Annotated in this window: 16 protein-coding genes; 7 read left to right on the forward strand and 9 right to left on the reverse strand. The window is 65.4% G+C overall.

All coding sequences use genetic code 11. The features are described from left to right. The first annotated feature begins 374 nt into the window (after positions 1-374). A complete protein-coding gene (locus ACOJCM_RS07390) occupies positions 375-2,051 on the forward strand; it encodes an NAD-dependent malic enzyme (RefSeq protein WP_445211419.1) in 1,677 nt (558 codons plus the stop codon). A 137-nt stretch (positions 2,052-2,188) separates the two neighbouring features. Here the strand turns inward: ACOJCM_RS07390 and acnA are convergent, their stop codons facing one another. Then, complete coding sequence (gene acnA, locus ACOJCM_RS07395) at positions 2,189-4,939, reverse strand: aconitate hydratase AcnA (protein ID WP_445211420.1); 2,751 nt, start codon at positions 4,937-4,939, stop codon at positions 2,189-2,191. Positions 4,940-5,113: 174 nt separating this feature from the next. On the opposite strand from acnA, the gene ACOJCM_RS07400 reads away from it, so the two are divergent. Next, a complete protein-coding gene (locus ACOJCM_RS07400; RefSeq protein ID WP_445211421.1) occupies positions 5,114-5,323 on the forward strand; it encodes a CPXCG motif-containing cysteine-rich protein in 210 nt (69 codons plus the stop codon). Positions 5,324-5,469: 146 nt separating this feature from the next. After that, positions 5,470-6,420: a thioredoxin-disulfide reductase gene (gene trxB, locus ACOJCM_RS07405; protein WP_445211422.1), complete on the forward strand. Its 951-nt coding sequence runs from the start codon at positions 5,470-5,472 to the stop codon at positions 6,418-6,420. A gap of 96 nt (positions 6,421-6,516) precedes the next feature. Here the strand turns inward: trxB and ACOJCM_RS07410 are convergent, their stop codons facing one another. Next, complete coding sequence (locus ACOJCM_RS07410) at positions 6,517-6,831, reverse strand: SlyX family protein (RefSeq protein WP_445211423.1); 315 nt, start codon at positions 6,829-6,831, stop codon at positions 6,517-6,519. Between the two features lie 50 nt (positions 6,832-6,881). On the opposite strand from ACOJCM_RS07410, the gene ACOJCM_RS07415 reads away from it, so the two are divergent. After that, positions 6,882-7,346, forward strand: coding sequence for a cold-shock protein (locus ACOJCM_RS07415; RefSeq protein WP_445211424.1), 465 nt, complete (start codon positions 6,882-6,884; stop codon positions 7,344-7,346). Positions 7,347-7,384: 38 nt separating this feature from the next. Here ACOJCM_RS07415 and ACOJCM_RS07420 read toward each other — a convergent pair whose 3' ends face one another. The 7 genes from ACOJCM_RS07420 to map form a co-directional block, all read right to left on the reverse strand. Beyond that, a complete protein-coding gene (locus ACOJCM_RS07420) occupies positions 7,385-7,792 on the reverse strand; it encodes a hypothetical protein (RefSeq protein ID WP_445211425.1) in 408 nt (135 codons plus the stop codon). Between the two features lie 20 nt (positions 7,793-7,812). Beyond that, positions 7,813-8,982 carry a succinyl-diaminopimelate desuccinylase gene (gene dapE, locus ACOJCM_RS07425; protein ID WP_445211426.1) on the reverse strand — a complete coding sequence of 390 codons (1,170 nt, stop codon included), beginning with the start codon at positions 8,980-8,982 and terminating at the stop codon, positions 7,813-7,815. 49 nt (positions 8,983-9,031) lie between these two features. Beyond that, positions 9,032-10,057 (reverse strand): 2,3,4,5-tetrahydropyridine-2,6-dicarboxylate N-succinyltransferase, encoded by a 1,026-nt coding sequence (gene dapD, locus ACOJCM_RS07430; protein ID WP_445211427.1) that lies wholly within the window; start codon positions 10,055-10,057, stop codon positions 9,032-9,034. Positions 10,058-10,090: 33 nt separating this feature from the next. Continuing rightward, a complete protein-coding gene (locus ACOJCM_RS07435; RefSeq protein ID WP_445211428.1) occupies positions 10,091-10,435 on the reverse strand; it encodes a Spx/MgsR family RNA polymerase-binding regulatory protein in 345 nt (114 codons plus the stop codon). Then, on the reverse strand, positions 10,435-11,634 hold the full coding sequence (gene dapC / locus ACOJCM_RS07440; protein WP_445211429.1) for a succinyldiaminopimelate transaminase: 1,200 nt from the start codon (positions 11,632-11,634) through the stop codon (positions 10,435-10,437). Before dapC ends, ACOJCM_RS07435 begins: the two co-directional genes overlap by 1 nt. Before the next feature lie 100 nt (positions 11,635-11,734). Beyond that, a complete protein-coding gene (locus ACOJCM_RS07445) occupies positions 11,735-14,416 on the reverse strand; it encodes a [protein-PII] uridylyltransferase (RefSeq protein ID WP_445211430.1) in 2,682 nt (893 codons plus the stop codon). An 11-nt stretch (positions 14,417-14,427) separates the two neighbouring features. Then, the gene (map, locus tag ACOJCM_RS07450; protein WP_445211431.1) at positions 14,428-15,219 is read right to left on the reverse strand and encodes a type I methionyl aminopeptidase; all 792 of its coding nucleotides are present in this window, start codon (positions 15,217-15,219) and stop codon (positions 14,428-14,430) included. A gap of 321 nt (positions 15,220-15,540) precedes the next feature. Between map and rpsB the strand changes: the two genes are divergently transcribed. The 3 genes from rpsB (at position 15,541) to pyrH (ending at position 18,202) form a co-directional block, all read left to right on the forward strand. Beyond that, positions 15,541-16,287, forward strand: coding sequence for a 30S ribosomal protein S2 (gene rpsB / locus ACOJCM_RS07455; protein ID WP_445211432.1), 747 nt, complete (start codon positions 15,541-15,543; stop codon positions 16,285-16,287). 167 nt (positions 16,288-16,454) lie between these two features. After that, positions 16,455-17,324: a translation elongation factor Ts gene (gene tsf, locus ACOJCM_RS07460; protein ID WP_445211433.1), complete on the forward strand. Its 870-nt coding sequence runs from the start codon at positions 16,455-16,457 to the stop codon at positions 17,322-17,324. 116 nt (positions 17,325-17,440) lie between these two features. Further along, entirely contained in the window at positions 17,441-18,202 is a 762-nt protein-coding gene (gene pyrH, locus ACOJCM_RS07465; protein WP_445211434.1) for a UMP kinase, read from the forward strand. Position 18,203: the final 1 nt, after the last annotated feature.

Consider the following 18,203-nt stretch of genomic DNA (forward strand, 5'->3'; position numbering starts at 1 on the left):
GGCGCCTTCGGGCGCCCCGCTGCTTTTAGCCCCGCCTGGCGTGCTTCCGCCAAACTTGCCAACCTACAGGAGCGAACTGAGAGGAGGCGTCACATGGCCACTTCACGGGAGGCGAAACGACCGCGTCAGATTCTTAGGGACTGAGCGCGCTGCTGCTGGCGGGCTTCGCCGGCAACAGGCTCGGCGTGCGGCTGCGTCCGCGGTTTTTCGACCGACCGCCCAGCGACAGGACCCGAGCCAGGGTCAGTTGATGCGCCACGATGGCAGAGGCGTGATAGAGTTGGCGCCAAGAGCGCCGCCAGAGCGCTTGGGAAACGCGGCCCTGCCGAATGTTTCCCTACGGCCCGGTTCCAGTCACCGTATCGAGACAAGAGATGCCCGAAAGCAAACGTCCACTCTATATTCCCTACGCTGGCCCTTCGCTGCTCGAGATGCCGCTGCTCAACAAAGGCAGTGCCTTTTCCCGCGAGGAGCGTCTCGAGTTCAACCTGATCGGGCTGTTGCCGCAGAACGTGGAGTCCATCGAGGAACAGGCCGAGCGGGCCTACCGCCAGTACCAGCAATGCCATAGCGACCTGGAGCGACACATTCATCTGCGGGCGATCCAGGACGACAACGAGACACTCTATTACCACCTGGTGATGCAGCATCTCGAGGAGATGCTGCCGATCATCTACACCCCCACGGTGGGCCAGGCCTGCGAGGAGTTCTCCAACATCTATCGCAGTCACCGCGGCCTGTTCGTCAGCTACCCCGACCGGGAGCGAATCGACGACATCCTGCGCAGCGCCACCAAGGACAAGGTCAAGGTCATCGTGGTGACCGATGGAGAGCGAATCCTCGGCCTCGGCGACCAGGGCATCGGCGGCATGGGCATTCCCATCGGCAAGCTGGCGCTTTACACCGCCTGCGGTGGCATCAGCCCCGCCTACACGCTGCCGATCACGCTCGACGTTGGCACCAACAACCAGGCCCTGCTCGACGATCCCATGTACATGGGGTGGCGTCATCCGCGTATCTCCCAGGAGGAGTATGACGCCTTCCTCGACGAGTTCATCGCCGCGGTGAAGCGGCGCTGGCCCCGCGTGCTGCTGCAGTTCGAGGATTTCGCCCAGGCCAACGCCGTACCGTTGCTGGAGCGCTATCGCGATCAGCTATGTTGCTTCAATGACGACGTGCAGGGCACGGCGGCCGTTGCCGTGGGTACGCTGATGGCGGCTTGCCAGGCTCGCGAGGAAACCATTGCCGATCAGCGCGTGGTGTTCGTCGGTGCGGGTTCCGCCGGCTGCGGCATTGCCGAGCAGGTGGTCGTGGCGATGCAGGCGGAGGGGCTCACCGAGAAGGAGGCGCGGCGCCGCGTGTTCATGGTCGACCGTGAGGGGCTGGTCACCAGCGACCAGGCGTGGCTACGCGATTTTCAGCGCCGCCTGGCCCATGACCCCTCGCTCGTCGAAGGCTGGCAGGATCAGTCCCTGCTCGAAGTGGCACGGCATGTGAAGCCGACGGTGCTGGTCGGCGTATCGGGCCAGCCGGGGCTGTTTTCCGAGGATGTGGTTCGGGCCATGCACGCCGGCTGCGAGCGCCCGGTGATCATGCCGCTCTCCAATCCCACCTCCCGCGCCGAGGCCACACCAGCGGACGTACTCGAGTGGACCGACGGCCAGGCGTTGGTGGCGACCGGCAGCCCCTTCATGCCGGTGGTGCACGACGGCAAGACCTATCCCATCGCTCAGTGCAACAACGCCTATATCTTTCCCGGTATCGGCCTGGGGGTGGTAGCCAGCGGCGCCAGGCGCGTCACCGATGCCATGCTGATGTCCGCCTCCCGGGCATTGGCCCGCGAGGCGCCGCTGGTGAAAGAGGGCGAGGGGGCGCTGTTGCCACCGCTGTCGCAGATCCGCGAACTCTCCAAGGCCATCGCCTTCGACGTGGCCGCACAGGCCCAGCAGGAGGGCGTGGCGCTGCGCACCGATGGCATCAAGCTGCGCGAGGCCATCGAGCGTAGCAGCTGGACGCCGGGGTACAGGTACTACCGCCGCCGCGCGTTCTGATAGGCCCCGATCCTATGCGCTCGACGACCCGTGATGAAAGGAGGCGCTGAAACACAGGGTCCTGGCCGTGACATGACAAAGGCCCTGCCGGGGTAACCGGCAGGGCCTTTGCTTGAGCGCGGTATGAAGGGACGGGGTTACGCCGCGCCGATCATCCGCCGCAGCACGTAGTGGAGAATGCCGCCGTGGCGGTAGTACTCCAGCTCGTTGGCCGTGTCGATGCGGCAGAGGGCCTCGATACGCTTCTCGCCCTTGTCGCTCTTGACGGTCACTGCCACCTTGCCCCCCGGGGTGAGGTGGGAGAGTCCCTCGATGGAGACGGTCTCGTCACCGGTCAGGCCGAGGGTCGTGCGGCTCTCGCCCTCGGGGAACTGCAGCGGCACCACGCCCATGCCGATCAGGTTAGAGCGGTGAATGCGCTCGTAGGACTCGGCGAGTACCGCGCGCACGCCGAGCAGGCGCGTACCCTTGGCCGCCCAGTCGCGTGACGAGCCGGTGCCATACTCCTTGCCGGCCACCACCACCAGCGGCGTTCCCTTCTCCTGATACTTCATGGCGGCATCGTAGATCGCCATCTGTTCCCCCGATGGGACATGACGGGTTTCGCCACCGATCACGCCGTCGAGCATCTCGTTTCTGATACGCACGTTGGCGAAGGTGCCGCGCATCATCACCTCGTGGTTGCCGCGCCGCGAGCCGTAGGAGTTGAAGTCCACCGGTTTGATGCCGTGCTCCTGCAGATAGCGCCCGGCGGGACTGTCGGGCTTGATCGCGCCGGCCGGCGAGATATGGTCGGTGGTCACCGAGTCGCCCAGCAAGGCGAGGATGTGGGCGTCCTTGACGTCCTCGATCGGTTCGGGGTCGCGGCCCATCCCCTCGAAGAAGGGCGGATGCTGGATATAGGTGGAGGAGGGCGACCACTCGTAAACCTGGCTCTGCGGCACCTGCAGCGTCTGCCAGGTTTCATCGCCCTCGAATACCTCGGCATACTCCTTGCGGAACATGTCGGTCTTGACCTTCTCCACCGCGTTGGCGATATCGGCCTGGGAGGGCCAGATATCGTGCAGGTAGACCGGGTTGCCGTCCTGGTCCTCTCCCAGCGGGTCGCGGGTGAGGTCGAGACGCACGTTGCCGGCGAGAGCGTAGGCCACCACCAGCGGCGGCGAGGCGAGCCAGTTGGTCTTGACCAGCGGATGGATTCGGCCTTCGAAGTTGCGGTTGCCCGAGAGCACCGAAGCTACAGTGAGGTCGCCATCCTCGATCGCTTTCTCGATGGGTGGCGGCAGCGGACCGGAGTTGCCGATACAAGTGGTGCAGCCGTAGCCCACCAGGTTGAAGCCCAGTGCATCGAGGTCGTCGCTGACGCCGCCGGCATCGAGGTACTCGGTCACTACCTTGGAGCCTGGCGCCAGCGAGGTCTTGACCCAGGGCTTGGTCTTGAGGCCCTTGGCCAGGGCGTTGCGCGCCAGCAGGCCGGCGGCGAGCATGACGCTGGGGTTGGAGGTGTTGGTGCATGAAGTGATAGCGGCGATCACCACGGCGCCGGGGTTGAGCATGAACTGCTCGCCGTCCAGCTCGACGTTCTGGCTGTCATGGTGCTCGTAGCTTTCCTTCACATCCACAGCGGTCTGGCCGCCCTCGGAAAGGAAGCGCCCCTTCTCCTCGCTGGAGAGGGCCTTGCCATTCTTCTCGCCCTCCATCAGCTTCTCGAAGGTAGCCTTCATGTCCTTCAGTGCAACGCGATCCTGAGGCCGCTTGGGGCCGGCCAGGCTGGCTTCGACATCGCCCAGGTCGAGATGCAGAGTGTCGCTGAAGATCGGCTCGTCGCCGGGCTCACGCCACAGCCCCTGGGCCTTGCAGTATTCCTCCACCAGCTCGACCTGGGCCTCTTCGCGACCGGTCAGGCGCAGGTAGGCGAGGGTCTCGTCGTCGACCGGGAAGAAGCCGCAGGTGGCGCCGTACTCGGGTGCCATGTTGGCGATGGTGGCACGGTCGGCCAGCGGTAGGTCGGCCAGACCGTCGCCATAGAATTCGACGAACTTGCCCACCACGCCGCGGCTGCGCAGCATCTGGGTCACCGTCAGTACCAGATCGGTGGCGGTGATACCCTCCCTGAGCTTGCCGGTGAGCTTGAAACCCACCACTTCGGGAATCAGCATGGAGACCGGCTGGCCGAGCATGGCGGCCTCGGCCTCAATGCCGCCCACGCCCCAGCCGAGCACGCCAAGGCCGTTGATCATGGTGGTGTGCGAGTCGGTACCCACCAGGGTGTCGGGGTAGGCGAAGGTCTTGCCGTCCTCCTCCTTGGTCCACACCGTGCGGCCCAGGTATTCCAGGTTGACCTGGTGACAGATACCGGTGCCCGGCGGCACCACACTGAAGTTGTCGAAGGCCTGCTGACCCCAGCGCAGGAACTCGTAGCGCTCGCGGTTGCGCTCCATCTCGATGGCGACGTTGTCCTTGAAGGCGGTGGGATTGCCGAACTTGTCGACCATCACCGAGTGGTCGATGACCAGGTCGACCGGCGATAGCGGGTTGATACGCGCAGGGTCCTCGCCGAGTTTCTCGACGGCGGCACGCATCGAGGCCAGGTCGACCACGGCGGGAACGCCGGTGAAGTCCTGCATCAGCACCCTGGCCGGGCGATAGCCGATCTCGCGGTCGGAGCGGCCGCCCTGCTGCCAGTCGACCAGCGCCTGGAGATCCTCGCGTGCCACGCTCGGGTCATGAACAAATCGCAGCTGGTTCTCCAGCAGAATCTTCAGCGTCTTCGGCAGCCTGTCGATACTGCCCAGGGCGTCGGCGGCCTGCGGCAGACTGTAGTAGTGATAGGTGGTACCACCGGCCTCCAGGGTCTGCAGGGTATCCGGCATCTCGTCACGGCTCATGTAGGCCTCCTGTCACGGTATTGAGCGATCCTTGTCTTCGATCTCATGCCTAACACATGGTCATGATAGGTCTCCCTTTCAAGCGTTGCCCAAGGTTTCTATGCTCAACGAAAGTCCGTAGCGCAGCGCCGACGCTTTGTTGGGGGGGTGGGCTGGCGCTCGGGAGGTTCCGTCATGCATGAAGAGCGGCTCGACAGCCATCCGGTGCATTGCCCGTATTGCAGCATGCCTTTCGACCTGTTGGTCGATATCACACAGGGCAGTCACCAGACGTGGGAAGACTGCCCCTATTGCTGCGCCCCCATCCAGCTGCGGCTGGAGGTGTCGCCCACCACCGGCGAGCTCGACGCCCTCATGCTGGGGCGCGATGACGAGGTGCTGTAGTCACGTCATGAGGGGGCCCTTATCACGCCTCGAACGTCAGAGGCTGGTACAATGGCGGCAACCTTATGTTCCGGCTGGCTGTCACGACAGCGGCCGGGGCGACACGACAAGCCTCATCCCGTTTTCGAGCTGCGAGGACTCCCTTCATGAGCGAAGCGCGTCACGAACGCCTGATCATTCTCGGCTCCGGCCCGGCCGGCTACACCGCCGCCGTCTACGCGGCACGTGCCAACCTCAAGCCGGTGCTGATTACCGGCATTCAGGCCGGTGGGCAGCTGACCACCACCACGGATGTGGATAACTGGCCCGGCGACGATGCCGGCGTGCAGGGGCCGGAACTCATGGAACGCATGAAGCGCCACGCCGAGCGCTTCGACACGGAAGTGCTGTTCGACCATATCCACGAGGTGGACCTGCGCAATCGTCCCTTCACCCTCAAGGGCGACAGCGGCAGCTATACCTGCGATGCGCTGATCGTGGCCACCGGCGCCAGCGCACGCTACCTGGGGCTGCCGTCCGAGCAGCAGTTCATGGGCCAGGGCGTGTCGGCCTGCGCCACCTGCGACGGCTTCTTCTATCGCAACAAGGAGGTCGTGGTGGTGGGTGGCGGCAATACCGCCGTGGAGGAAGCGCTCTACCTCTCCAACATCGCCTCCAAGGTGACCCTGGTGCACCGCCGCGACAGCCTGCGTGCCGAGAAGATCCTGCAGGATCGCCTGCGCGAGAAGGCCGTGAGCGGCAACGTGGTGTTCGAGTGGAATCATGTGGTGGAGGAAGTGCTGGGCGATGCCAGCGGCGTGACCGGTGTACGTATCCGCTCCACCGTCGACGACGGCGTGAAGGAGATCGAGGCGCCGGGGCTGTTCATCGCCATCGGTCACAGCCCCAACACCGGCATCTTCGAGGGGCAACTGGAGATGCAGGATGGCTACATCAAGGTAAAGTCCGGCCTCGAGGGCAACGCCACCGCCACCAGCGTCCCGGGCGTATTCGCCGCTGGCGACGTGATGGATCACGTCTACCGCCAGGCGGTGACCTCCGCCGGCACCGGCTGCATGGCGGCGCTGGATGCGGAGCGTTACCTCGACGACCTGTAAGGGCGAGGCCGCTGGTACTATCGGCGATGCGTTCGCGGCTTGCTTGGCGACAAGCGCGCCGCTTGCCTTGGCGGCGCCAACAACCGTCGGCCTCGGTCAGTAATGTGGCGGTATTTCGTCCTGCGGGCCAGGTGCCGCCATGTCCGCTTCCTGCAGCGCCCGCTGCTGGTCGTGCAGTTTCTCCTGCATCAGCGTATTGATCCTTTCGAGCTGAGCCAGGCGCCGCTCCTGGGCAGCCACCGCCTGGTCCAGCGTATCCAGCCAGTGCTCCTGATAGGCGATACGGCTCTCCAGCGCCTCCAATCGGGTGGCGAGCGCATGCTCCAGGGGCATGCTAGAATCGTCGCGCTGCGTGTCGCCGTTCATCGTGACACCTTCATTGGTCGACGGGGCCTCGTGTTGCGTCGTCATCGGGCATCCTGTTTCTTCAATTCCACATAACAAGTGAGCAATACGGATCCATGAATCGCAAGGTTATCTTTCGCTGTCTGCTGATCAGCCTGCTGCTGGCGCTGCCGGCACCGCTGCTGATCGCCCTGTCACTCGCCCTGGCCGATGTCGGCCTGCCCCAGCAGCTTCTCACCCTGCTGGAGCCCGACGGCTTCGTGGTGGGCTATGTCATCGTGGGCCTCACCGTCTTCGCGCTGCTGCTCGTTGCCACACTGGCGTTGCATGCCTTCAGTCCCAGGCTGGCCGTGTTGACCGACGTCGAGAACGACGATCGCGAGATCGGCGAGGTCAAGTGGTTCAATGTCAACAAGGGGTACGGCTTCATCAAGCGTGAAAGCGGAGAGGATGTCTTTGTGCATTTTCGCGCCATTCGCGGCAGGGGGCATCGTACCCTAGCCGAAGGGCAGAAGGTTCGCTATCACGTGATCGAGAATGAGAGGGGGCTACAGGCCGACGACGTCACGGTAATAACGTGAGCGAAGCGCCGGCGCTGGATCAGGCGATGTCGTTTCGGTCATTGGCCGGAGTCGGGCCAGTCGATTGGGCCTTCGCTGCCGTCGGGCAGTACCTGCCAGAAGCGATCCGGATCGTCGCCGGGCTGCCAGCCGCCGAGCGAACAGCGCACTTCGCAGCCGAGGCGGGAGGCGGCGTCGCGGGCGCAGTCGCAGTCTCGCGACCATGGAGTATGCGAGCTGTCGAACCACAGGCTGGCGAAGCCATCGGCCGCCTTCTCCACCAGCAGCACCGGGATCTCATGCCCGGCGCAGCGGCCATGGGTCTGCCACTTGTGACGTCCGGCACCGCGCAACGGGGCGGCACCCAACCGCTCGCCGAGCCAGGCGTTGAGAGTCTCGAGCGGGGCCTGGCGCAGGTAGACCTCGATATCCGGGTAGCGCATCTGGCTATCGTGCTGGTCTGGCATGTCGTTCTCTCTTGGCGTGGTCAAGGCTGGGCGGTGCCATTGACGAAGAGCCGGGCCAGGATCGCTTCATAGATCCGGCTCAGGTCGTCCAGGTCGGCGGCACGCACGCGCTCGTTGGCCTGGTGGATGGTGGCGTTGCGTGGGCCCAGCTCCACCACCTGGCTGCCCAGCGTGGCGATGAAGCGGCCGTCGGAGGTGCCGCCGCTGGTGGAGAGCCGCGGACGGCGCCCGACCACACTCTCCACGCCATGCAGGGCGGCTTCCACCAGTTCCCCCTCGGCGGTCAGGAAAGGTTCGCCGTTGAGTGTCCAGTCGAGCTGGTACTCGAGTCCATGGGCATCGAGGATCGTCTCGGTGCGGCTGCGTAGCTGTCCGTGGGTCACTTCGGTGGAGAAGCGGAAGTTGAACACCACCTCCACGTCGCCGGGAATGACGTTGGTGGCACCGGTGCCGGCGCGCAGATTGGAAATCTGGAAGCTGGTGGCGGGAAAGAAGTCGTTGCCTCCGTCCCAGTGCTCGCGCACCAGGGCGTCGAGTGCCGGCATGGCCTGGTGGATGGGGTTGCGGGCCAAGTGCGGGTAGGCCACGTGGCCCTGAACCCCGCGAACGTGCAGCACGCCACCCAGCGAGCCGCGGCGGCCGTTCTTGATCGCGTCGCCGAGCATGTCGGTGGAGGAGGGTTCGCCCACGATGCAGTAGTCGAGTCGCTCGTTGCGCTCTCGCAAGTGCTCGACCACCGCCCGCGTGCCGTCCACCGCAGGGCCCTCCTCGTCGGAAGTGATCAGGAAGGCGATGCGTCCCTGGTGGTCGGGGTGCGCCGTGACGAAGCGCTCCACCGCGGTGATCATCGCTGCGAGACTGCCTTTCATGTCGGCAGCGCCGCGGCCGCGCAGCATGCCATCGTCGTCGATGCAGGGCTCGAACGGAGGGAAGTCCCAGTGAACGTGAGGTCCGCTCGGCACCACGTCGGTATGGCCGGCGAAGGCCAGCACCGGGCCGTGATGGCCGTGGGTGGCCCAGAAGTTCTCCACGTCGCCGAAGGGCAGGCGCTCGACATGGAAGCCGAGCCGCTCCAGGCGTTCGATCATCAACGCCTGGCAACCCAGGTCGTCGGGCGTGACCGAAGGCCGGCGGATCAGCTCCATGGCCAGGTCGAGTGTTGGTGTTAGCGCGTTAGTCGTTGCGGACATGCGGGTTCCGGAAGGGGCGGACGGCGCCGAGTCGCGCCGCCTTCGCGCCTCAATTATGGGCGTGGAGCGCTTCGTTGAGCGCAATGGCGCTCTTGTTGGTCAGGCACTCGATGCGTCCGTTCTGCGAGTTGCGGCGTAGCAACAGGTCGCTCTGGCCGGCCAGCTCGCGCGCCGCCACGGTCTTGACCTCCTGGCCCTGGTCGTCGAGCAGGGTCACCTTGGCGCCGGCCGTGATGTAGAGCCCGGCCTCCACGGTACAGCGGTCACCGAGCGGAATGCCGATACCCGCATTGGCACCGATGAGGCAGCCTTCACCCACCTTGATGACGATATTGCCGCCGCCGGAGAGGGTGCCCATGGTGGAGCAGCCACCGCCCAGGTCGGAGCCCTTGCCCACCGTAACACCGGCCGAGATGCGGCCCTCGATCATGCCGGGACCCTCGGCGCCCGCGTTGAAGTTGACGAAGCCCTCGTGCATCACCGTCGTGCCTTCGCCCAGGTAGGCGCCCAGGCGCACCCGGGCGGTGTCGGCGATACGAATGCCGCCGGGCACCACGTAGTCGGTCATCTTGGGGAACTTGTCGACGCAGTCCACCGAGAGGGGGCGACCCTCGAGGCGTGCCTTGAGGCGACGGGCGGGGAGCTCCTCGATGTCGATCGCACCTTCGCTGGTCCAGGCCACGTTGCGCAGCAGGCCGAACATGCCGGTGAGGTCGACGCCGTGCGGCCTGACCAGGCGGTGCGACAGCAGGTGCAACTTGAGGTAGACCTCCGGCGCGCTCTGCGGCGGCAAATCGCTTTGCAGAAAAGTGGCGACCAGAGGGCGCTGGCTGGCGGCGAGCGCCTCGGCCAATTCGGCCTGGGCGACGTGGCCCGCCGCCTTGAGCGCCTCGGCGAGCTCGGCGCAGTGCTCCGGCAGGAAGCTGACGGCACTGTTGCCGTCGGGAATGTCGAGCACCTTGCCGACGGCCTCCACCAGGCTGGCATCCGGCTTGAGCAGGGGGGCCGGATAGTAGACCTCCAGCCAGTCGCCCTGGGTGTTCTGGGTGCCGATTCCGAAGGCAAAACTCAGCATGTGGTGTCCTCGCGTCTTCTTGGGATGTGGGCGTCAGCCCTTGATATCGTCGTAGTCGCCATCGCGATAGCCGATGCGTATCTCGTCGCCGGTATCCAGCAACGGCCGCTTGAGCAGGGTGGGGTGTGCCATGATCAGGGCGCGAGCCTTGTTGGCGTCTAGGTCCTGCTTGTCCTCCTCGGGCAGGTTGCGCCAGGTGGTGCTGCGCCGATTGATCGCTTCCAGCACCGGGACGTGTTCGAGGATGTGCTCGAGCAGCGCCGCGGAGAGCCCGTCCTCGCGGAGGTCATGGACCTGGTAGGGAAGTCCTTTCTCATCCAGTGCCTTGCGTGCCTGGCGGCAAGTATCGCAATTCTTGATCACGAAGAGAGTTGCCATCATGCGCTCCTTTCAATGAAACGGCGAATGCGTTGTGCCGCCTCCCTGGTGGCGGCAACGTCGGCCACCAGTGCCAGGCGCACCCGGCCGCGTCCGGGATTGCTGCCCTTGGCATCCTCGCGGCCCATATAACTGCCGGGCAGCACGCTGACGTGCGTTTCGGCGAACAGCGCCCGGGCAAAGGCCTCGTCGTCGCCACCCGGCACCGCTGGCCATAAGTAGAAACTGGCCCCGGGTTGGGGAAATTCAAGCACCGGGGCGAGAAGCTCGGTGACCGCGGCGAACTTCTCGCGGTAGGCGTCGCGGTTGTCACGCACGTGTGCCTCGTCGTTCCAGGCGGTGATCGAGGCGTGCTGCAGCGGCAGCGCCATGGCGCAGCCATGGTAGGTGCGATAGCGCTTGAACGGCGCGATCAGCTCGGCATCGCCGGCAACGAAGCCCGAACGCAGCCCCGGCAGGTTGGAGCGTTTCGAGAGCGAGTGGAATACCAGGCAGCGGCGATAATCGTGGCGCCCCAGGGCCGTGCAGGCTTCGAGCAGCCCCGGCGGCGGAGCGTCTTCGTCCAGGTAGAGTTCGGAGTAGCACTCGTCGGAGGCGATAATGAAATCGAACTCGTCGGCCAGCCGGATCAGCGTCTCGAACTCGGCCCGGGGCGTCACCGCGCCGGTGGGGTTGCCCGGCGAGCAGAGGAAAACGATCTGCACCTCGCGCCAGGTGTCGGCCGGCACGGCGTCGAAGTCGGGGCGAAAGCCGTTCCCGGCCTTGCAGTCCAGGTAGAGGGGCGTGCCGCCGGCGAGCAGGGTGGCCCCCTCGTAGATCTGGTAGAAGGGGTTGGGGACCGCGACCCGTGCCGGGCGGGAGCGATCCAGGGCGGCCTGGACGAAAGCGAAGATCGCCTCGCGCGTGCCGTTGACCGGCAGCACCTCACGCTCGGCGTCGAGCCCGGCAAGGCCGAAGCGCCGCACGGCCCAGGCGGCGACGGCGCGGCGCAGCTCGGGAATACCGGCGGTGGCCGGATAGCGGGCGAAGTCGAGCCGGTGCGCCTGCAACGTCTCCAGCGCAGCGGCGAAGGGGGCATGCTGCGGCTCACCGATGGTCAGCGAGACGGGTGCGAGGTCTTCGGGCGGCGTCGCGCCGGCCTTCAGCGCGGCGAGCTTCTCGAAGGGGTAGGGCTTCAGGGCGTCGAGGTCGGGATTCATCGGTGTCCAGGCGCCATGGGCGGCGTCGTTGTCGTATCTGCGGGCAGACCGACGATTATAGGGAAGCCCCCTGCTCGCCTCAAACCGAACGCTGCCGGCCTCAGCCCGCGACGTCGAGCAACTCGATCAGCCGCTCGCGCAGGCGCTGCTGGCGCGCGGCGTCGGTCAGCGGTGCGCCGGCCTTGTCGGTGATGAAGAAGACGTCCTCGACGCGTTCGCCCAGGGTGGCGATCTTGGCCGCCGAGAGCGAAATGTCCTGCTCCATGAAGATCCGCCCCACCCGGGCCAGCAGGCCGGGGCGGTCGGGAGCGGTCAGCTCCAGCAGGGTGCGTTCGTTGGCGGGGTCCTGCTCGATATGCACCTCCGTCGGCACGCGAAAGTGGCGCAGCTGGCGTGGCGTGTGACGCGTGACGATCTGCGGATAGTCGTCGGGGTCGTCGAGCTCCTCCACCAAGTGAGCGCGGATCTCCTCGATGCGGTTCGGGTCGCGGATGGCACGGCCCTGGTCGTCGAGCACGATGAAGGTGTTGAGTGTCCAGTCGTTGCTCGAGGTGGCGATGCGCGCGTCGTGGATCGAGAGGCCCAACTGCTCCATGGCGGCAGCGGTGGCGGCGAACAGGTCGTCCACCGAGCGGGTGTGGATGAACACCTTGGTGCCGCCGTCGGACATGTCGTCGGTAGGGGCGCTGATCATGATCAGCGGCAGCGCCGAGCCGCGGTGGGCGAGGATGCCCATGCTCTGCCAGACGATCTCGCTCGGCGCGTACTGCAGGAAGTACTCCTCGCCGAGCTGCTCCCACAGGCGCTCGACCCGATCCAGGTCGGCGCCCACCGTGGCCAATAGGGAACGCGCCTCGCTGCGAGTCTCGCGCACCCACTCCTCGCGGTCGAGCGGATTGTCCAGGCCGCGCCGCAGGGCGCGTTTGGTTTCGGCGTGGAGCTGGCGCAGCAGCGAGGCGCGCCAGCCGTTCCACAGCGTCGGGTTGGTGGCGTTGATGTCGGCCACCGTCAGCACGTAGAGGTAATCCAGGCGGATCTCGTCGCCGACTTGGGCGGCGAATTCGCGGATGACATCGGGGTCGGTGATGTCGCGCTTCTGGGCCACCATCGACATCACCAGATGGTTTTCCACCAGCCAGCTGACCAGGCGGGTGTCACGGCTCGACAGGCCGTGGCGTTCGGCGAAGCGCTCCACGTCGCGGGCGCCGAGGATCGAGTGGTCGCCGCCGCGCCCCTTGCCGATATCGTGGTAGAGCCCCGCAATCCACAAAAGCTCCAGCTTGGGTAGCTGGTGGACCAGCGCGGCAGCCACCGGAAACTCGTTGCGTGCCTCGGGCTTGCGAAACTGATGGATGAACTTGAGCAGGCGCAGGGTATGGGCGTCGACGGTATAGATGTGGAACAGGTCGTGCTGCATCAGGCCGACCGCCTGGCCGAACTCCGGCAGGTACTTGCCCAGCACGCCGTAGCGGTTCATGCGCCGCAGCTGGCGCGCCACGTTGCCGCTGGAGCGCAGCAGCGACATGAACAGGTGCTGGTGGCGCTCATCGTCGCGGTAGAAGTCGTCGATCAAATGGCGATGGTCGCGAATCAGGCGAATGGTATCGGCGCGCACGCCTTCGATCTCGGGGTGTTCCGCCATCAGCAGGAACAGCTCGAGCAGCGCAGAGGGTTGGTCGCGAAAGACCGAGCGTGTGCGGGCCTTGATGTAGCCGCCCTCGATGACGAAACGCGCGTTGAGCGTGGCGATTTCGAGGCGCTCGCCGCCGCGCAATATCGCCTCGTCGAAATGCTGCAGCAGCATGTCGTTGAGACCGGCCAGCGCCGTGACGTGCCGGTAGTAGCGCTTCATGAACTGCTCGACGGCCAGGCGCTCGGGGGTGTCGCGAAAGCCGAACAGTTCGGCGATGGTGCGCTGGTGGTCGAACAGCAGGCGATCCTCGGCGCGGCCGGTAAGCATGTGCAATGCATAACGTACCTGCCACAGGAAGGCCTGACCCTGGCTCAGGATGCGCAGCTCGGCGTCGTTCATGAAACCGTTCGCCACCAGGTCCTCGTAGCGCTGGCTGCCGAAGTGGCGCTTGGCCACCCAGCCGATCATCTGAATGTCGCGCAGCCCGCCGGGCGAACTCTTGATGTTGGGCTCGAGATGGTACTCGGTGTTGTTGAAGCGATGATGGCGGCTGATCTGCTCTTGCCACTTGGCTTCGAAGAAGCGGTCGGCGGGCCACATGCGCTCAGGGGCGATGCGCGCCTTCATCGCCTCACGCAGTGACTCCGGCCCGGCCAGGATGCGCGATTCCATCAGGTTGGTGATGATGGTGATATCGCCCTCGGCCTCGCGTTCGCAGTCGGCAAGCGAGCGCACGCTGTGGCCGATCTCCAGGCCGATGTCCCACAGCAGCGTGATGAAAGCGGTCATCGGCGCCCGATAGGGCGTGTCGTCGTCGCTTTCCAGTAGCAGCATCAGGTCGACGTCGGAGTGCGGGTGCAGTTCGCCGCGGCCGTAGCCGCCCACCGCGAGCAATGCCACGCCGTCGTCGGGCCAGTCATGCAGGGCCCACGCCACCCCGAGCAGCTGGTCGAGGCACCAGGCACGGCCGTGGACCAGATCGCGGATGTCGGCGCCGGCACGGAAGCGCTCGTCGAGCCGGCGTTGGATCTCGCGTAACGCCGCCTTGAACGGTGCAATGGGGGAGCGGGTGCCGGCCAGCTCGCTGCGAAAGGTCTCGGCGTCGAACAGCGTCTCGTCGGGTGCGAAGCGATAGTGGTGCAGCAGCATGATGACTCGACTCAGTGGTCGAGGAAGGAGAAGTCTTCCTCTTGGCGCGCCGTGAGCACCTCGACGCCGGTGTCGGTGACCAGCAGCGTATGTTCCCACTGCGCCGACAGGCTCTTGTCCCGGGTCACCGCGGTCCAGCCATCGCGCAGGACCTTGGTCTGATGACTGCCGACGTTGATCATCGGCTCGATGGTCAGGCACATGCCGGCGGCCAGGGTGGCATCGGCCTCGGGCGCGTAACCGTCATAGTGCAGCACCTGCGGGTCCTCGTGGAAGCCGGCGCCGATGCCGTGGCCGCAGAAGTCGCGTACCACCGAGTAGCCGTTGGCCTCGGCGTGGTCCTGGATGGCGCGGGCAAGCGTGGAGAGGCGCACGCCGGGGCGTACCAGGGCGATGCTCTTGTACAGGCACTCCTGGGTCACCCGGCACAGCCGCTCGCCCTGGATGTTCTCGCCGACGATGTACATCGCGCTGGAGTCGCCGTGGTAGCCATCGGCCGTCTTCACGGTGACGTCGATGTTCATGATGTCGCCCTTCTTCAGCTTCTTCCCCGGATCGGGGATGCCGTGGCAGACCACATGGTTGAGCGAGGTGCAGATCGACTTGGGGAAGCCGTGGTAGTTGAGGGGCGCGGGCGTGGAGCCCAGCTCGCCGACGATGTAATCGTGGCACAGCCGGTCCAGTTCGCCGGTGGTCACGCCGGCCGTGACGTGCGGTGCTATCATCTCGAGTACGCTGGCGGCCTGGCGACCTGCCTCGCGCATCTTGTCGATCTCGTCGGGCGTCTTGATGGGTATGTTCATGGAGTCTCGGTTCAGAGGGGATTGCAGCGCCGGCAACGTGGGCAAGGGCGGCGGGCGACTTCATCTCGTAGGCGAACTATGGTATAAAGCCGCGCGCTTTCCTGCAATCGCCACCACCGGGCCCTGGGCCTGACGAGCGGCGAGAATGGCGAAGGCGTCGGCGGCGAGCGGGGCACGAAGGCGCATCCGGCTCGAGCCGTTAACCAACAGCCTTGAAAACACACACGTACCGGCACATGGTCCCGGGTGCTGCCGCGGTTTGTCCCGGCGGTCGGATCCATGGGGTGCGTGGAGGCCTAACCCGATTTTCAGGAGTCATCCATGGCACACGTCAACATGCGCGACCTGCTCAAGGCGGGCGCACACTTCGGTCACCAGACCCGTTACTGGAACCCGAAGATGGGCAAGTTCATCTTCGGTGCCCGTAACAAGATCCACATCATCAACCTCGAGCACACCCTGCCGGCCCTCAACGAGGTGATCGACGTGGTCGAGAAGATGGCCGCTTCCAACAACAAGATCCTGTTCGTCGGCACCAAGCGCAGTGCGAGCAAGATCATCAAGGAAGAGGCCAACCGCGTCGGCATGCCTTTCGTCAACCACCGCTGGCTGGGTGGCATGCTGACCAACTACAAGACCATCCGTCAGTCGATCAAGCGCCTGCGTGACCTCGAGACCATGCGCGAGGACGGCACCTTCGAGAAGCTGACCAAGAAGGAAGTCCTGATGGCGACCCGCGAGCAGGACAAGCTCGAGCGTTCCATCGGCGGCATCAAGGACATGGGTGGCCTGCCCGACGCCCTGTTCGTGATCGACGTGGACCATGAGCGCATCGCCATCAACGAGGCGAACAAGCTCGGCATTCCGGTCATCGGCGTGGTGGATACCAACTCCGATCCGGACGGCGTCGACTACGTGATTCCCGGCAACGATGACTCCATTCGCGCCATCCAGATCTACGTCAAGGCGATCGCCGACGCCTGCGCACGTGCGAAGGAAGGCCGTCCCGACGAGTTTGTCGAGGTCACCGAGGGTGAAGGCGGCGACGCGACTGCCGCTGCCGAGTAACGGCGAGTCACCCGGGCGGCGCCGCCGTCCCGGGTGGGGCGGTCAGCCAGGCTGACCGCCCGCTATCGCTTCGCAGTGGCGAAGCGGGATTGAACCGGACCCAAGGGTCCGGCGCCCTTATTCCCAGGTCGAACCTAACCGGGTTCCACTATCGAGAGGTGAATACCATGGCAGCGATCAGCGCTTCCCAGGTCAAGGAACTGCGCGAGCGTACCGGGCTCGGCATGATGGAGTGCAAGAAGGCACTCACCGAAGCGGACGGGGATATCGAAGTCGCCATCGAGAACCTGCGCAAGAGCTCGGGCCTCAAGGCCGCCAAGAAGGCCGGCCGCACCGCCGCCGAAGGCGCCGTGGCGACCCGTGTCGCCGAGGACGGCAGCTACGGCGTGGTAGTCGAGATCAACTCGGAGACCGACTTCGTCGCCCGTGACGCCAACTTCAAGGCATTCGCCGACCAGGTGGCCGATGCTTTCTTCACCGCCAAGAGCGAAGATGTCGCCGCGGTGATGGAGGGCGCCCTCGAGAGCGCTCGCGAGCAGCTGGTGCAGAAGATCGGCGAGAACATCGGCGTACGCCGCTGTGCCGTGGTCGAGGCGCCGGAAGGTGCACTGGTGGGCGAATACGTTCATGGCGGCCGCATCGGCGTGCTCACCGTGCTCAAGGGTGGGAATTCCGAAGTGGCCAAGGACGTCGCCATGCACGTGGCCGCCATCAACCCGGCCGTGGCGCGTCCCGAGGACATGCCGCAGGAGCAGCTCGACAAGGAAAAGGCAATCATCCTGGCCCAGCCCGACATGGCCGGCAAGCCGGAGCAGATCGCCGAGAAGATGGTCGAAGGCCGCCTGAAGAAGTACCTGGCCGAGAACAGCCTCACCGAGCAGCCCTTCGTCAAGGATCCGAACCAGTCCGTCGCCGAGTACGTCAAGGCCGCCGGCGGCGAGGTCATCGGCTTCACCCGCTTCGAAGTGGGCGAGGGCATCGAGAAGGAAGAGGTCGACTTCGCCAAGGAAGTCATGGAACAGGCTGGCCGTCGCTAAGGTCAGAGGTTCCAGCTCGATGATGGCGTGCGCGCGAGCGCACGCCTTCTCGTATCCGGCCCACGCGCCGGACCTACTAGAATCGCTTCACCCCCTTGACGCCCAGGAGAGTTGCCATGCCCGCATCCGATCACGTCGATAATCCCGCCAAGTCCCGCTCCGACAAATCGAAGTACAAGCGCATCCTGCTCAAGCTCTCCGGCGAGGCGCTGATGGGCGAGCACGACTTCGGCATCGACCCGCAGGTGCTCGATCGCATGGCGCTGGAAATCGGGCAGCTGGTCGGTATCGGCGTGCAGGTCGGCATCGTCATCGGCGGCGGCAACCTGTTCCGTGGTGCCGCACTCAACGCGGCCGGCATGGACCGGGTCACCGGCGACCACATGGGCATGCTGGCCACCGTGATGAATGCGCTGGCCATGCGCGACGCGCTGGAGCGCTCCAATATTCGCTCGCGGGTGATGTCGGCGATTCCCATGAGCGGTGTGGTCGAGCACTACGACCGTCGCACGGCCATTCGCTACCTGACCTCGGGAGACGTGGTATTGTTCTCCGCCGGTACCGGCAACCCTTTCTTCACCACCGATTCGGCGGCCTGCCTGCGCGGTATCGAGATCGACGCCAATGTGGTGGTCAAGGCCACCAAGGTGGACGGCGTCTACGACAAGGATCCGGTGAAGCATGCCGATGCGGTCAAGTACGATCATCTGAGCTACGATGATGCGCTCGACCAGAAGCTCGGCATCATGGATTTGACCGCTATCTGCCTGGTGCGGGACCATGACATGCCGGTACGCGTCTTCAACATGAACAAGCCGGGCGCCCTGCTGAACCTGGTGGTGGGCGGCAAGGAAGGCACGCTGATAGACAGAGGTTGAC

The organism is Billgrantia hypersalina (assembly GCF_052584175.1).

Bases quoted from the DNA above. Each gene is read 5' to 3' on its own strand.
- trxB (WP_445211422.1), top strand. From the start codon at position 5,470: ATGAGCGAAGCGCGTCACGAACGCCTGATCATTCTCGGCTCCGGCCCG.
- ACOJCM_RS07400 (WP_445211421.1), top strand. From the start codon at position 5,114: ATGCATGAAGAGCGGCTCGACAGCCATCCGGTGCATTGCCCGTATTGC.
- map (WP_445211431.1), bottom strand. From the start codon at position 15,219: ATGAACATACCCATCAAGACGCCCGACGAGATCGACAAGATGCGCGAG.
- acnA (WP_445211420.1), bottom strand. From the start codon at position 4,939: ATGAGCCGTGACGAGATGCCGGATACCCTGCAGACCCTGGAGGCCGGT.
- ACOJCM_RS07410 (WP_445211423.1), bottom strand. From the start codon at position 6,831: ATGACGACGCAACACGAGGCCCCGTCGACCAATGAAGGTGTCACGATG.
- ACOJCM_RS07420 (WP_445211425.1), bottom strand. From the start codon at position 7,792: ATGCCAGACCAGCACGATAGCCAGATGCGCTACCCGGATATCGAGGTC.
- pyrH (WP_445211434.1), top strand. From the start codon at position 17,441: ATGCCCGCATCCGATCACGTCGATAATCCCGCCAAGTCCCGCTCCGAC.
- dapE (WP_445211426.1), bottom strand. From the start codon at position 8,982: ATGTCCGCAACGACTAACGCGCTAACACCAACACTCGACCTGGCCATG.
- ACOJCM_RS07415 (WP_445211424.1), top strand. From the start codon at position 6,882: ATGAATCGCAAGGTTATCTTTCGCTGTCTGCTGATCAGCCTGCTGCTG.
- dapD (WP_445211427.1), bottom strand. From the start codon at position 10,057: ATGCTGAGTTTTGCCTTCGGAATCGGCACCCAGAACACCCAGGGCGAC.
- ACOJCM_RS07390 (WP_445211419.1), top strand. From the start codon at position 375: ATGCCCGAAAGCAAACGTCCACTCTATATTCCCTACGCTGGCCCTTCG.
- dapC (WP_445211429.1), bottom strand. From the start codon at position 11,634: ATGAATCCCGACCTCGACGCCCTGAAGCCCTACCCCTTCGAGAAGCTC.
- ACOJCM_RS07445 (WP_445211430.1), bottom strand. From the start codon at position 14,416: ATGCTGCTGCACCACTATCGCTTCGCACCCGACGAGACGCTGTTCGAC.
- rpsB (WP_445211432.1), top strand. From the start codon at position 15,541: ATGGCACACGTCAACATGCGCGACCTGCTCAAGGCGGGCGCACACTTC.
- tsf (WP_445211433.1), top strand. From the start codon at position 16,455: ATGGCAGCGATCAGCGCTTCCCAGGTCAAGGAACTGCGCGAGCGTACC.
- ACOJCM_RS07435 (WP_445211428.1), bottom strand. From the start codon at position 10,435: ATGGCAACTCTCTTCGTGATCAAGAATTGCGATACTTGCCGCCAGGCA.